Here is a 14,413-nt window from a genome sequence, read left to right on the forward strand (position 1 = left end):
CATTCAGGCATTCAGGCATCCGTGCAGCCATGCATCCGTGCGCGTGCGGCGGTGCGCTGTCGAACCGAGGAAGGCCACGGTCATGCCGCACCCCCACGTGTCTCCCCCCGGCCGGTCCGCCCACCCCGACACACGGCCGCCCGTCAGTCGCCGCCGGCTCCTGGAGGGAGGAGCCGCCCTCCTCGGCGCCTTCGCCCTGTCCGCGGCGCCCGCCGACGCGCACGCCGCCGGACGGAGAGCCGCGACCGGCGACGCGCCGGACAGCGGCCCGACCGCGAACACCGGACCGGAGTGGAACGGCAACATCGCCGTCTTCCGGCTCGGCACCGAGCCCCCGCACACCACGCTCATGCCGTACGCGGACCTGAAGCAGGCCCTCGCCGCCGACCGCACCCGCTCGCCGTACCGGCTGAGCCTCGACGGCACCTGGAAGTTCGCCCACGTCGACCGCCCCGAGGACCGCGACCCCGACTTTCACCGCACCGACCTCGACGACAGCTCCTGGGACGGCATCCCCGTCCCCTCCTGCTGGCAACTGCACGGCTACGACGCGCCGGTCTACGTCAATATCACCTACCCCTGGTGGGGTGCCAACGGCCTCGGCGAGGAGGCGCGGCCACCGGACGCACCGACCCGCTTCAACCCCGTCGGCCAGTACCGGCGCACCTTCACCGTGCCCCGCGACTGGACGGGGACGGGACGGCGCACCTTCCTGCACTTCGAGGGAGTCAAGTCCGCCCACTACGTGTGGATCAACGGCACGCTCGTGGGCTACCACGAGGACTCCTACACCCCCGCCGAGTACGACATCACCGAGCACCTGAAGCCCGGCACCAACAAGATCGCCGTCGAGGTCTACCGCTATTCGGACGGCGACTGGCTGGAGGACCAGGACATGATCCGGCTGAGCGGCATCTTCCGCTCGGTCCACCTCTACTCCACCCCGGCCGTCCACCTGCGCGACTTCCGTCTGGACACCCCGCTCGGCGACGCGTACACGACCGCCGCACTGAAGGTCACCGCCCAGGTGCGGGACTGCTCGGGCGGGAAGAACGCGGGCCGGTACACCGTCGAGACCCAGCTCTACGACGCTCGGGGCCACGCCGTCTGGCCCCGGCCCCTGACGTCGGCCGCCGACACCGGCTCCGTACCCGCAGGGCAGGACGTCACCGTGGAGGCGTCCAAAACCGTTCCCGGCCCGCGGCTCTGGTCGGCCGAACACCCGTACCTCTACACGGCGGTACTCCGGCTGCGGGACCCCTCCGGCAGGGTGACCGAGACGCTCTCGCACCGGGTCGGCCTGCGGGAGTTCGCCCTCACCGGCGGCCTGATGCGGATCAACGGCAAACCGGTCTCGTTCCGCGGCACCAACCGCCACGAGATGCACCCCGACCGCGGCATGTCCCTCACCCGCGCGGACATGGTCGAGGACATCGGGATCGTCAAGCGCCTCAACATGAACACCGTCCGTACCTCCCACTACCCCAACAACCCGCTCTGGCTCGAACTCGCCGACGAGTACGGCCTGTACCTCGTGGGCGAGACCAACCTCGAGACCCACGGCATCCGCGGCGAGTACCCCGGCAGCCACCCCGACTGGACCGAGGCGTGCGTGGCCCGCGCACAGAACATGGTGCACCGCGACAAGAACCACCCCTCGGTCGTCATCTGGTCGCTCGGCAACGAGGCGGGCGGCGGCACCACCTTCAACGCCATGCACGACTGGATCCGCTCCTACGACGCCACCCGCGTCATCCAGTACGAGGGCGACGACCGCCCCGGCATCAGCGACATCCGCTCGAAGATGTACGAGAGCCCCGCCCGGGTCGAGCAGAGAGCCGGGGACACCGGCGACACCCGGCCGTACGTGATGATCGAGTACTCGCACGGCATGGGCAACTCCAACGGCAACTTCAAGAAGTACTGGGACGTCGTCCGCCGGCACGACGTGCTCCAGGGCGGCTGGATCTGGGACTTCGCCGACCAGGCGCTCCGCCACCCCGCCCCGGCGCGCATCCGGCTCACCGAGTCGGGACCCGCCCGCCTGCGCGGCGAGATCGTCAACCCCAGCGGCACGTTCTCCCGCGCCCGCGGCATATCCGGCGGTACGGTCTTCCCCCGCGACGAACGCCTCGACCTCACCGGCTCGTTGACCCTGGAAGCGTGGATCACCCCCAAGGTGACGGGATATCACCAGCCGATCGTCGTCAAGGGGGACACCCAGTACGCGCTCAAACAGAACGGCGGCACCCTGGAGTTCTTCGTCCACGGCGGCGGCCAGTGGATCACGGCCAACTGGGCCGTCCCGGACGGCTGGACCGGACGCGAGCACCACATCGCCGGGGTCTACGACGCGGAAGCGGGCACGCTCACGCTGTACGTCGACGGGGTGGCACGGGCCACCCGGGCCACTTCCCGCGGTCCCGACGTCAACACCGCGCCGCTCTCCATCGCCACCGATGTCGACAACCCCACCCGGGAGTTCAGTGGCACCATCCGGCGGGCCCGGGTGTACGCGCGTGCTCTCGGCGCCTCCGAACTGGCCTTGGAGGACCGGCGTCCAGGTGACGAAGGGGTGCGGTTCTGGTTCGACGCGGCCGACGCCGAGCACACCGAACTGCGGCCCCGGGGCGAGGACTTCCTCGCCTACGGCGGTGACTGGGGCGACAACCCCAACGACGGCGCCTTCTCCGGGGACGGCATCGTCACCGCCGACCGCCGCCACACCGGGAAGGCCGCCGAGGTCAAGCGGATCCACCAGGCCGTCCACGTCATGCCCGCGTCCGGCTCCAGTGGTGTGACCACCTCGGGGCGCGTAACCCTCACCAACGAATACCTGTTCACCAACCTCCGCGAACTCGAAGCAAGTTGGTCCCTCGTGGCCGACGGGAAGGCCGTACAGAGAGGCAGGCTCACCCGCGGCCAGCTGGACGTGCCGCCCTCGTCCGCCAAGGACATCACCCTGCCCGTGCGGCTGCCGCGCAGCCCGGCCCCCGGCACCGAGTACTTCCTGAGGCTGTCCTTCACCACCAGGGAACGCACCGCATGGGCCGACGCCGGCTTCGAGGTGGCCGCGGGACAGCTCCCCGTCGACGCGGGCAGCCCGGCCGTGACCCCCGTACCCCTGGAGCGCGTACCGGCGCTGCGCCACGACGACGGCGACAAGGCCGTCACGGTCGACGGCAGGGGCTTCTCCGTCACCGTCGACAAACACAGCGGCACCATCACCTCGTACGAGGCGGGCGGCACGCGCCTGATCGACTCCGGCCCCGTACCGAACTTCTGGCGGGCGCCCACCGACAACGACCGGGGCAACGGCCAGCACACCCGCAACCAGACCTGGCGCGACGCCGGCACCCGGCGCGAGGTGACGGACGTGCGGGTGCGGGCGCTGCGGGACCGGGCCGTCGAGATCACGGTCACCGGGACCCTGCCCACCACGACCGGGTCCACGTACACGACCACGTACACCGTCTTCGGCAACGGCGAGATCAAGGTCGGCAACACCCTGCACCCGGGCGCCCCGGACCTGCCGTACATCCCGGAGGTCGGCACCCTGCTGTTCCTGCCCCGGACCCTGGACCGCCTGCGCTACTACGGCCGCGGCCCGGAGGAGAACCACTGGGACCGTGCCGACGGCACCGACGTCGGACTGTACTCCGGCACCGTCGCCGCACAGTGGACGCCCTATCTGCGCCCGCAGGAGAACGGCAACCGGACCGAGGTGCGCTGGGTGGCCCTGACCGGCCGTGACGGACGCGGCCTGCTCGCCAGTGGCGAACCGCTGCTCGAGGTCAACGCCTCGCACTTCACCCCGGAGGACCTGTCGGCCGGGGTACGGCACGACTACCAGCTCACCCCGCGCGACACCGTCGTGCTGCGGCTGAACCATCGGCAGATGGGCATCGGCGGCGACAACAGCTGGGGCGCCCACACCCACGACGAGTACAAGCTTCCCGCGAACCGCGACTACGCCTACACCTACCGGCTGCGCCCGCTGACCGACGTGGACGGGGCGACGGCGCTGTCGCGGCGGCCGACGGCGGGGGAGTTCACCGACTGAGCGGGGAGGTTCACCGACTGGAGGGGCGCGGGACCGGCCCCGGCAGCTTCCACGGGACCGGCGCGGTCACTCGGCCGCGCCGGGGTCCCGGGTGGACCCGGCCGTCGTACGCGACGAACCCGCGACCGTGCCCCAGGCCGTCGGGGCGCCGGGGCAGTGCAGGCCGGCCGAGGTCCATGTCGGATTTCCGCGAGACCGGACCCGTTCCGTCCCCGATGCTGGACCCATGCAGAAGGGGATGCACATCGACACCGAACGCTGCGTGCGTGCCGTCCGGTCCAAGGACGCACGGTTCGACGGCTGGTTCTTCACCGCTGTTCTCACCACCGGCATCTACTGTCGGCCCAGCTGCCCGGTGGTACCGCCCAAGCCCGAGAACATGGTCTTCCACCCGAGCGCGGCGGCCTGCCAGCAGGCGGGATTCCGGGCCTGCAAGCGGTGCCGCCCCGACACCAGCCCCGGCTCACCGGAGTGGAACCAGCGGGCCGACGCCGTGGCCCGCGCCATGCGGCTGATCGCCGACGGGACCGTGGACCGGGAGGGCGTGCCCGGCCTCGCCGCCCGGCTCGGCTACAGCACCCGGCAGGTGGAACGCCAACTGCTCGCCGAGCTGGGCGCGGGGCCCCTCGCCCTCGCACGGGCCCAGCGCGCGCAGACCGCGCGGTTGCTCATCGAGACGACGGCCCTGCCGATGACGGAGATCGCCTTCGCCGCCGGCTTCTCCTCCGTCCGCACCTTCAACGACACCGTGCGCGAGGTCTTCGCCCTGGCCCCGAGCGACCTGCGCGCCCGCGCGCCGAAACGGACGGCCGGTCCCGCCGGAGGCCCCGGACCCGGCGGAACCCACGGTCCCGCCAGGACCCCCGGCGCCCTCGCCTCCTCCGGCACCCCCGCCGCGCTGTCGCTGCGCCTGCCGTTCCGGGCCCCGCTCACTCCCGACAACCTCTTCGGCCACCTCGCCGCCACCGCCGTACCCGGCGTGGAGGAGTGGCGGGACGGTTCCTACCGGCGCACCCTGCGGCTGCCGCACGGGCACGGCTTCGTGGCCCTGGCCCCGCGGCCCGACCACATCGCCTGCCGTCTCACCCTCACCGACCCGCGGGACCTCACCGTCGCCATCAGCCGTTGCCGCCGCCTGCTCGACCTGGACGCCGACCCGGTGGCCGTCGACGACCGGCTGCGCACCGACCCGGTCCTCGCGCCCCTGGTGGACAAGGCGCCCGGACGCCGGGTCCCGCGCACGGTCGACGAGGCGGAGTTCGCCGTCCGGGCCGTGCTCGGCCAGCAGGTCTCCACCGCGGCCGCCCGCACCCACGCGGCCCGCCTGGTCACCGCGCACGGCGAACCGGTGACCGACCCGGACCCGGAGGGCGGACTCACCCACCTCTTCCCGTCGCCCGAGGCGCTCGCGGACCTCGACCCCGAGACCCTGGCCCTGCCCCGCGCCCGCCGCGCCACCCTCACCACCCTGGTGCGCGCACTCATGGACGGCGGCCTGCGCCTGGGCGTGGAGAGCGACTGGCCAGAGGCCCGCGCGAAGCTCCTCGCCCTCCCGGGCTTCGGCCCCTGGACCGCCGACGTCATCGCCATGCGCGCCCTCGGCGACCCCGACGCCTTCCTCCCCACCGACCTCGGCATCCGCCGCGCCGCCCGGGAGCTCGGCCTGCCCGCCACCCCCGCCGCGCTCACCGCACACGCGGCGGCCTGGCGGCCCTGGCGGGCGTACGCGGTGCAGTACCTGTGGGCGACGGACAGCCACCCGATCAACGTCCTGCCGGCATGAGGACGTACGAGCACCGACGGAACGGATGAAGCGGATGAAGCAGGTGAACCCGATGAAACCGATGGAACCGGTGAAGCGGCACACCGTGATCGACAGCCCTTACGGCCCGCTGACGCTCGTCGCCGACGCCGACGGCGTCCTGTGCGGCCTCTACATGACCGGCCAGCGTCACCGCCCGCCGGAGGAGACCTTCGGCGACCGGGTCGGCCCCGGCTCCGCCGCCGCTCCCGCCGCGAGGGCCTTCGCCGACGCCGGGGAACAACTGGAGGCCTACTTCGCGGGCGGGCTGAAGGAGTTCACCCTGGAGCTGAGCCCGCACGGCACCCCGTTCCAGCGCCGCGTCTGGGATCTGCTGACGGACATCCCCTACGGCGAGACCCGCACGTACGGCGAACTCGCCGGGGCCCTCGGCAGTCCGAAGGCGTCCAGGGCCGTCGGACTGGCCAACGGCCGCAATCCGATCGGCATCGTCATCCCCTGTCACCGGGTCATCGGCGCGAGCGGCGGCCTCACCGGATACGGGGGAGGCCTGGACCGCAAGCAGCGACTGCTGGACTTCGAGCGGGGCCCGGCCCTGTTCGAAGTCCGGCAGTCGCCGCCCGCCGAATCCGTCAGGGGCCCTCGTACCGGTGCGACACGGGCGACGGAGACTGCTCGGGGGTGTAGCCGCCCGTGGTGAAGTCACTCGTCGCGGGCCGCACCCGGCGGGGCTGCTCGTCGTTCCCGAGGACCATCTCGGGGTCGAACATGACGATCACCGCGGCCAGCACGAGGACCGCCACCGGGCCGGCGACCATGGCCAGGAGGAAGGACATCAGGCCGACCGACGACTGCGAGGACGTGGTGGCGTGCTCGAGGTGCACGCTCACGCCGGCCATACCCATGTAGTGCATGCCGGTCACCGCGACGCCCATCACGAGGCTCGCCCCCAGGCTCGCCCAGAGCCCTCGGACGGAGACCGCCGCCCACAGTGCCGCCGTCGCCGCGACCACGGCGATCAGGACGGACAGCACCACGGCCACCGTGTCGTAGCGGATGGTGCCGCCGGCGTCCATGGCGGCCATGCCGATGTAGTGCATGGCCGCGACGCCCAGGCCGGTGATGAGACCGGCCGTGCCCAGGACGGCCGGGTGGGCACCGCGGTAGCCGACCAGGAACACACCGATGGCGACGACGACGATCGCGACGGCCAGACTCAGCAGGGTCAGCCGGGTGTCGTACTGGACGACCGCGCCGTTGACGCTGAAGCCGATCATCGCGATGAAGTGCATCGTCCAGATGCCGCAGCCGAGGGACACGGCTCCCAGGCTGAGCCAGCCGATCCTCCGGCTCTGCTGCACCCCGCGGCGCATGGACCGCACGGTGCAGCGCAGGCCCAGCGCCGACCCCATGCACGCCATCAGGTAGGAGATGACCGGAGTCACCGCTCCGTAGTGGAAATCGGTCAGTGTGGCAGTCACGACCACATGCCTTTCGTGGACCGTGTTCGCCGCGGAGGGCCGAACACATGCGACAGAAGAGGGAGGCATCGGAATTGAGCCACGTGGCTGAATTATTCACGCATCAACCGGTGGTGCCTGCATTCAGATGCTGTGTGATCCGTCACGGAAGGCAGTGCCGTGCTTTCGCACAGTGTTCATCGGGGCGTCGCGCCGACCTCAAACATCGTTAAATCAAGATCAGTTCGCCCGGTGCCCCTCCTCCAGCTCCGCGGTGCCCGAGCCGTCGGCGAGGACGTCCAGCGCGGCCAGCACGCGGCGGCCGAGGGTACCGGGGAGATGTTCGGCCAGCTCCGCGCGCGGCACGAGCCGCCAGGACAGCAGCTCCTCCTCCTGCAGGCGGATCGCCGCGAGATCCTCCGCGCCGAGCACTCCGCCGTCGTACAGGTACGCCACCACCGGCGGCCGTCCGGCCCCGCGCACCCAGTCCACGACCAGCAGCCGTCCGAGCTCACGGTCCAGCCCGATCTCCTCGGCCGTTTCGCGCCGTGCCCCCTGACGGGGGGTTTCCCCGTCGTCCGACTCGATCGTGCCGCCGTTATGAACAGTTCGCTTGTCTCAGTGCCCCAGATGTCTCATCGCGTTGCCCCAGGGGACGAAGCCGCAGCTATTGCGGGGGAGCCTGGGTGTCTCAGCGCCGCAGAGCGTCAAAATCCACATCGGCCTGCAGGGCGTGGCAGTTTACTCAGTCGATCGCGGCCCCCGTATGGATGGAGAGCTGGGGCGGACCCGCAGCGCTATCTCTGGAGCCGATACGTCCCCGGCGGCCACACACGGTGACACCAGGTTCGGCTTCACCGAGGGATGCACGGTCCAGCCAGTGTCACCACCGTTCATTCCACGGCCGGACCTGCCTCCCGGAACGTCCTCCAGTACTGACGTCGTTTCTCGTCCCTCACTACGACGCCGAGACGGGCCAGTTCCTCACGGAGTTCTCGAACGTCGTCGTCGGAGGGACTCTTCTTTTCCAACGACTCCTGGCGGGCCCTGAGGATGGCGTTCGCACCCTCCGGGAGGCCGGGTGTATCCGGGACCCAGCGGCGGAACTCGTCCTTGTGTGGATCGGCATCCGCCCACACATAGCCGTGCTCGGCGAAGGCGTCGGCAACGCGGCCCATGTCCAGGTCGCACTCTTGCCGAGTGAGCTCGCCACCCTCGTGGCCGAGCAGGACGAGTTGCTTGCCATCCCGGAACACTGCGGCGATGGCGTCGTGCGAGAACTCCTGCGCACGCCCCTTGCGTGTGAGCACAACACGATCACCCGACAGGCGAATCACCAACTGCTCGTGCTGGGCAACAAGTCCGAGGGCCAGCCCTGCCACCGAACCCGCGGCGGGCAGCCCCGGAGCTGGGATTGACGCAACAAGCTCGGCCGGTCCCTGTAGCGGTGCCCAGGGCAGTGTCACGAGCCAGTCCGCCAGGAAGCCGACGAGCCAGCCGACGCCCGCCCCCGCCAGCACGAAGACGATATAGACGCACACGGTTCTCCACGCCGGCTCGCCGAGCATGGTGAGTCGGTCGCCCTGCGGGTCCTGCTCGGGTCTTTTGTGCATGTCCATGTTCCCCCTCACTCCTGCCGTTCCCGTAATAATAGACCGAGTACTCGGTCTATTATTACGGGAACGAAGACCTGAAGAGCCGAGAGCCGACCAGAAGGGGCCACGATGAGGACAGTCGACCCGGCCAGACACCGCGCACGACGCCGGCACATCGTCAACGTCGCAGCTGAACTCTTCGCCGCCAAAGGCTTCGAGCGCGCCACCACGGCAGAAATCTGCAAGGCCGCCGGCATGAGCGCGGGCAACCTGTTCCACTACTTCCCCAACAAACGCGCGATCTTCCACGCCGTCTTCGAGGACGACGAGCACGACGGTGCCACCAAAGCTGAGCGTCTTGCCGCCGCCCGCGCTGCCGACGACCCGTGGACCGCCCTCCTCGACACCGTGGACCTTCTCGCCGCCCCCTCCACGGAGCCGCTGGTCCCCGCCCTCGTCATGGAGGCGATGATCCAGGCCTACCGCGACCCCGATCTCGAAGCGCTGCTCAGCCGCGAGAACGACGAGGAGCGGTCCACAGTCACCACCCTCCTGCGGAACGCGGCCGCAGCAGGCCAAATCGACCCGGCCCTGGACCCGGACGACACCGCAGCGTGGGTCATGGCTCTCATCGCCGCTCTCTACACCAGCGCCGCCACCGATCCATCTTTCAGCCCGGGCGATCAGCTCCCCACCCTGCGCCTGATTCTCCAACGCTTTCTACGGACCAACGCCATCTCGGATCCGGAGCGATGAACAGGCGCCCCCAAAGGACCCGAGGGCGATACAGCGGCAAGCACACAGGGTGATCTTCCGGCCGTGTCGGCGACGAATACGCGACACCTCAACATGCGCGCCTACCAGTCTCAACCCCGTCCTCGTCTTGGGAGCGACCGGTCGGCGCTCCTGGGACTGTCAGGCGCGATCGGGTCAGCGGTGAGAATCGATGTCGCCGGTGAGGGCGGTGAGGCGACCCTGCTGCCGAGTGTTCTGCTTCTTCTTCAGCTCGATGTTCTCGTGGTAGAGGTTGGCTGTCACCGTGGCCAGGGCGTCGAGCTTGCTCTGCAGCTCGGTGACCTTCATGTTGGCTTTCCGGAGCTTTCCCTTGAGTTCAGCGATGGTTTCGTCGCGCTGAACCTCGCCGGGTGTACGGAGGACTGGTTGCGGGATGCGGGCGTTCCACTCGGCGAGGATGTCCTCGGCCCGGTGGACGGTGGCGTGGCTGACCTGGGCTTCGCGGGCCAGATTCTCCTTGGTGAGCGCGCCGTCGCTGTGCAGGGGTTCTCCGGACAGCAGCCGGGCCATGGCTTCCCGGAGCTTGGCGGCGGTGGCTGCGGACACCGGCATCAGATGTTCTCCTTGAGCTTGTCGATCTGCGCGTTGGCAGAGCGGACTTCGGCGAGCCGGGTCTGGGCTTGCTCGCGCAGCGGCTTCGAGAGCTTCTTCTTCAAGAACTCCACCAAGTCCGCTTCCTCCATGCGCCAGATCCGCTCGTGCGACAAGGTGAGGACGGAGTTGCGGCAACGGGACGGTTGGCAGGCGCCCAGCAGTGGGGCCTGGCCGCGCTGAGCAGGCGGGAGTTGGTTCTGGCACTCCGCGGTGGGCGCGTTCCAGAGGCAGTGGTTGACCGTGCCCAGGTGGAGGTTCGCGAACTCGTCGCGAAGGAGGGTGATCTCCAGTCGCTCATCTGCGACTTGGGCCCGCAGCGTCGAGTTCGCCTCGATTGCGGCGTTGACCTTGTCGAGCCCGGCGTGGAAGCGGGTTGCACCTGGGCCGACCGCGATGGTCGCCCCGGTCCGGCGGGCCTGGAGCAGCCCCACCAGCTTTTGAGCTGCTGCGGTCTGTAGATCGGTGTCGAACTCCTTCGCCCACTTGGCATCGGGTCTGCCGTAGGCGCCGGTGAGGCGATTGGCCAGCGCCCTACGCGCGGCGTGCTTGAGCTGGATCCCCAGGGCGACATCGCCGTCCGGCTGCTGGCTGGCGATGATCGACATGGTCCTTCGGAACATGTGCGGACGTACCCGCCCGGGAGGGATCTCCTCCACGCCAGTGAGGTGCCGGGTGGCGTTCACCGTCTCGATGAAGAAGTCGATGTCGTCGGCGGCGGAGATACCGGCTCGTCCTCGTCCGGCAGGTCCGCCCTTGCTCGGCGGCGTCATCGTGGCGAAGACATGGGTGTCGTGCCAGGACAACCGCTCGGCCACCGCCAGGGCCTGTGCGACCGGTTCGATGATCCACCAGTTGGCCTGCGGTTTGGAGGAATCACCCTTCGATTTGCGGGAGCCGATTGCCGGAGCCCCGTAGTGCTGGGTGAGCGCGCCGCGCTGGATCTCCTGGATCTCGCTGTCCCGCATCGCACTCAACGCCGCAACGAAGATGTAGCAGGATGCCCGAAGCATCCGCAGATCCCTGGCCAGTTGCTTGTCCCAGTACACGATCCGGCGCTCGCCGACTGCGGCTTGCAGCACCAGATCGCGTCGGCGCCGACCTTGTTTGCTGCCGATGCCGAAGACATCCACCCGTTCCGAGGTGTCGTATAGCAGGCCCTCCAGTGCTGACCACACCGGCTCCCCGGGAGCGAGCCGACTCGTTTCGGCGTGGACGGGGACGAGGTTCGCCGGGTTGGCGAGCCATTTCTGGAGCATGGCGTCCATAGCCTCGGATGAGCGACGGCGGGTCCCGTAGTCGGCGTAGTCCGACTCGAACTGCTTGGCGTCGGCGGGGCGGACAGGCCGGATCCGGCCCGTCTCTTCGATCATCCGCAGGACCTTCTGCCGACGTTCCATGCCTTGCCTGTTGTTCTTGGTCGCGAAGGCCGTGGAGCTGGCCCCTGTTGTCACCGCTCGGCTCAAGGAGCTCCAGATGGGGGTGCCCTTCGGGTTGAACGTGGTGTCACGGTCGCTGACGGGTACCGGGTTGGCCGGGTTGGTCAGCCACAACTCCAGTTGGTGGTTGATGCCTTCAGCGCTGAGGGTGACTGGAGCCGTCGGCGCTGTTGCGGCCCGCTCTGCTTCGCGATCGCGTTGGTCCAGGATGCTCGCGGAGAATCGGTCGATATAGGACCATGCAGCCCGGAGGAGCGGCCACCAGACTTCCGGCGGGATCGAGGGTGTGGCCAGCCGGTCACAGGTGGCGACCTTGGCCACGTCGCTGTCTGTCTGTCCTGGCCAGGGGTCTTCCAGAGAGTTGGTGCCCGTCAGGATGGGGGAGAAGCGGACCAAGTGGCGGACGGCTCCCACAGCACTCCGTACGGACTCCGGTTTCGTGCTTGATGCGCAGTGGTCGATGTAGCCCTGCCAGTCTTCAACCGACCAGAAGTGCAGGTTGCCCGGCATCCCTTCGCGAAGCGCCCAGGCACCGAGCTGCGACACGCTGAAGCAGACCTTGATGACCGTGGCGGGGGCCCATTTCTTCCGGGGCAGGAAGATGCCCGCGTTCCTCAGGGCTTGGTGGTTGGGATTGAGCATGCTGAACGCGACTTCTCGTGCGCGCAAGTTCCAGACCGGGTCGAGCGGGAACACGCACTTCCACTGTGCCGGACTCTTGTTCGCCGGCCGTCTGAGACAGTCGCAGGGCCACTCGTCGATGCGCCCGAAGGCCGGCCCGCGCACGCCGGAGAGCTGCCCAGGCATACTGCTGTAGACGAGTTCGTCGTCGGCGAAGGCCCGGGATACCGGCCTGTCCGCTGCGGCGAGGACGGTCATCGGTCGTACTCCGTTCGCATGCCCAACGACAGATTCAGGCGGATGTCCTGGTCCTCGATGGCCCGGCGTGCGGCGTGAATGTGGTCAGCGCATTCCTCGAACACCTCGGCCAGCGCCTTGGCCTGGCGTCCCCATACCGCATCCCAGACCATCGGTGGCTGCGTCAGCCGCATCCGCTCGATGTGGTCGGACAGCAGCAACTGCTGCGGCAGTTGTGAGACGAACACCACGGCATTGGTGCAGACCATGCACATGGCCGGAGCGACATGGCAGAGCTTGCCGGGCGTGCTGTGCGGTGAGTCGTGCGGGTTCTTGCAGTTGGTGACGCCCATGTCGAGCTCACCGGCGCTCAGGGCGGCACCCAGTTCAGGGCTCACCCCCAGGGCCTGGGCGACTTCCGGTTCGCCGAGGCGGGACTGTACATCCGGTCCGACCAGAACCGGCTTGTCGGCGAGCCGGTCGAACACGAGCGTCTGGGCGCGGTTCATCGCCGCTCCGGCCAGGACCCGCGCGGTGGTGCCGTGGGCGTAGTGGCCCTGGAACACCTGGATGCTGTGATCATCCCCCGCCATGTCGGACAAGGTGCCCCCCAGGGCAACGACGCGCGTGGTCTTCGCGGTCTTGCGCAGTCGGGGCGCCGCGTGCGGTTCGGAGATCGCCAAGGCGGGCTTGCCGTCCGCATCGAGGTGTGAGGCGATCCAGTGTGTGAAGCGGCGACCGGGGTCGACGAAGCGGGCGAACCGGGCGTCCATGGTGCTGCGGTTCTTGGCATATTCGACCGCGGTGAACAGCCACGGCACGCCGCCGAACACTTCGCGCGTCAGCGCGGTGGCCGTCACGAAGCGTCGCAGCAGACCAGGGACATCCCAATCACCTCGGCCCTCATAGGCGAGTTCTCCAGGCACCTCGCCCCTCTCCAGGGGCTGATCGACCACGTGGTAGTCGGCGCGAACGCGATCCGCGCGGTTCTTGGTCTGGACGATACGAACACCCTGACCGCTGAACTCAAGGTCAGAAACCCGTAGCGCATGAAGTTCCTCGGTGGTGCAGTCGAGCATGGCCAGCAACAGCAGGACTCGAAACGGGTGCAGGTCCAACTCCTGCGGGAAGAGCAAGGCATGGACTCCCCGTAGGAGGCCGTAGAACCCGCCGAGCGCACCACTATCGGCAGGCCGTGCTTCCCGTAGTTCCTGGGGCCAGCGCTTGGCGTGCGCAGGGAGGTGAACACGGAGTTCATCCATGGTCAGCAGACGGTGTCGGGCAGCCCAGACCAGATTCGGCAGTTCCTCCCATCCGAACTCACGCGGATCTTTCCCCGTCTCCAGGAGCTCTTTTCCCCGGGCAAGACGCTTCTCAAGAGCTCTCAGATCGTCCTGGGCAGCGCCTTTGAGCGCGAGACGTTCGGAGTTGGAGAACTCGTCCAGCGGTTCCCCGGTGGCCTTGCGCAGGGTCGGTGGCGCCGCCGCGCGCTTACGCAGTTTCTCCGGCACACGCGCATCGCGCTCAGCCCGGTGGTGAACCAACGCGAGCAGCGAGCGCGATAGTTGCCATGGCTGCGAGGAGTTCTCCGGGAACTGCGCGAGGAGGTCGTTCTCCCACACGTAGACGGCTTCGGCGAGGTCGATCTGGTCGGTGTCCAGGCGGGCGTCTGCGGGGTTCAGACCCAGAGCGGTCAGATACGGGCCGAGGAACTTCGCGAACGAGCGAACCGCTCCCAGGTACCTGTCACTGTTCTTCAACGCTGCTTTGTGGTGGTACTCGACCCACACGTCGGCGAGCTGAGCGACCAGCGCCCGGCACGCGTACTCTCCCGGATCGATCCGGCTGGT

At 69.1% G+C, this 14,413-nt stretch carries 8 protein-coding genes and 2 pseudogenes; 4 read left to right on the forward strand and 6 right to left on the reverse strand.

The window, feature by feature from the left end; all coding sequences use genetic code 11:
* Positions 1–82 precede the first annotated feature (82 nt).
* From V4Y04_RS31625 to V4Y04_RS31635, 3 genes and pseudogenes are all read left to right on the forward strand, one after another.
* Positions 83–4,063 carry a glycoside hydrolase family 2 TIM barrel-domain containing protein gene (locus V4Y04_RS31625; protein ID WP_332431782.1) on the forward strand — a complete coding sequence of 1,327 codons (3,981 nt, stop codon included), beginning with the start codon at positions 83–85 and terminating at the stop codon, positions 4,061–4,063.
* A 226-nt stretch (positions 4,064–4,289) separates the two neighbouring features.
* Positions 4,290–5,846 (forward strand): AlkA N-terminal domain-containing protein, encoded by a 1,557-nt coding sequence (locus V4Y04_RS31630; RefSeq protein ID WP_332431783.1) that lies wholly within the window; start codon positions 4,290–4,292, stop codon positions 5,844–5,846.
* A 70-nt stretch (positions 5,847–5,916) separates the two neighbouring features.
* Positions 5,917–6,426, forward strand: a pseudogene (locus tag V4Y04_RS31635) (methylated-DNA--[protein]-cysteine S-methyltransferase); the annotation flags it as partial.
* Between the two features lie 31 nt (positions 6,427–6,457).
* Here V4Y04_RS31635 and V4Y04_RS31640 read toward each other — a convergent pair.
* The 3 genes and pseudogenes from V4Y04_RS31640 to V4Y04_RS31650 all read right to left on the reverse strand — a co-directional run bounded on the left by V4Y04_RS31640 (position 6,458) and on the right by V4Y04_RS31650 (position 8,904).
* The gene (locus V4Y04_RS31640) at positions 6,458–7,306 is read right to left on the reverse strand and encodes an MHYT domain-containing protein (RefSeq protein ID WP_332431784.1); all 849 of its coding nucleotides are present in this window, start codon (positions 7,304–7,306) and stop codon (positions 6,458–6,460) included.
* 219 nt (positions 7,307–7,525) lie between these two features.
* Positions 7,526–7,882, reverse strand: a pseudogene (locus V4Y04_RS31645) (NUDIX domain-containing protein); the annotation flags it as partial.
* Between the two features lie 296 nt (positions 7,883–8,178).
* Positions 8,179–8,904 (reverse strand): YqeB family protein, encoded by a 726-nt coding sequence (locus tag V4Y04_RS31650; RefSeq protein ID WP_332431785.1) that lies wholly within the window; start codon positions 8,902–8,904, stop codon positions 8,179–8,181.
* A 105-nt stretch (positions 8,905–9,009) separates the two neighbouring features.
* Between V4Y04_RS31650 and V4Y04_RS31655 the strand changes: the two genes are divergently transcribed.
* Complete coding sequence (locus V4Y04_RS31655; protein WP_332431786.1) at positions 9,010–9,636, forward strand: TetR/AcrR family transcriptional regulator; 627 nt, start codon at positions 9,010–9,012, stop codon at positions 9,634–9,636.
* Positions 9,637–9,810: 174 nt separating this feature from the next.
* Here V4Y04_RS31655 and V4Y04_RS31660 read toward each other — a convergent pair whose 3' ends face one another.
* From V4Y04_RS31660 to V4Y04_RS31670, 3 genes are read right to left on the reverse strand one after another with little or no spacing between them, the layout of a single operon-like run.
* Positions 9,811–10,227: a hypothetical protein gene (locus V4Y04_RS31660; protein WP_332431787.1), complete on the reverse strand. Its 417-nt coding sequence runs from the start codon at positions 10,225–10,227 to the stop codon at positions 9,811–9,813.
* Positions 10,227–12,584 (reverse strand): hypothetical protein, encoded by a 2,358-nt coding sequence (locus V4Y04_RS31665; RefSeq protein WP_332431788.1) that lies wholly within the window; start codon positions 12,582–12,584, stop codon positions 10,227–10,229. The genes V4Y04_RS31660 and V4Y04_RS31665 overlap by 1 nt, the downstream gene beginning before the upstream one ends.
* Positions 12,581–14,353, reverse strand: coding sequence for a hypothetical protein (locus V4Y04_RS31670; RefSeq protein WP_332431789.1), 1,773 nt, complete (start codon positions 14,351–14,353; stop codon positions 12,581–12,583). Before V4Y04_RS31670 ends, V4Y04_RS31665 begins: the two co-directional genes overlap by 4 nt.
* Positions 14,354–14,413: the final 60 nt, after the last annotated feature.

The organism is Streptomyces sp. P9-A2 (assembly GCF_036634175.1).
GTDB lineage: Bacteria > Actinomycetota > Actinomycetes > Streptomycetales > Streptomycetaceae > Streptomyces > Streptomyces pratens.